The organism is Variovorax sp. 01N429 (assembly GCF_056399425.1).
In genome coordinates this window covers 1-541 of sequence record NZ_JBFTRG010000077.1, presented here as the reverse complement: position 1 = coordinate 541, position 541 = coordinate 1, and the positions used below count along the sequence as shown (strand labels likewise).

Sequence of the window (541 nt, the reverse complement as noted above, 5' to 3'; positions counted from 1 at the left end):
ATCTTCACCAGGTCCATCAGCTCGATGGCCTTGGCCTTGGCGTCCTTGCGGGACATGCCGCGGTGCACCCGGAACATCTCGCCGAGCTGGAAGCCGACCGAGTAGACCGGGTTCAGCGCGGAGAGCGCGTCCTGGAAGATCATGGCGATCTTCTCGCCGCGCAGCTTGCGCCGCTCTTCCTTGCCCATCTTGAGCATGTCGCGGCCGTGGAACCGGATCTCGCCGCCGGTGATGACACCCGGCGGCATGTCGAGGATGCCCATGATGGTCTGGGCGGTCACCGACTTGCCGGAACCCGACTCGCCGAGCACCGCGAGGGTCTCGCCGGCGTCGACCGAGTAGGACACGCCGTTGATCGCCTTCGCGACGCCGTCGCGGGTGCGGAACTCGACGTGCAGGTTGTCCACTTCGAGGAGCGGCGCACCGGGCACCGGCTCGGTCTTGGCGGGCTTCGTCAACTGATTCGTCGTCACTTGGTGTCTTCCCCTCCCCCGGTCAGCGGAGCTTCGGGTCGAGGGCGTCGCGGACCGCGTCGCCGAGC

General features: G+C 67.5%; 1 protein-coding gene. It reads right to left on the bottom strand.

The features are described 5' to 3' along the window. A partial coding sequence (locus AC1DSF_RS30655; RefSeq protein ID WP_478184079.1) for an ATP-binding cassette domain-containing protein occupies window positions 1-473 on the bottom strand: 473 nt, incomplete at its 3' end. Window positions 474-541: the final 68 nt, after the last annotated feature.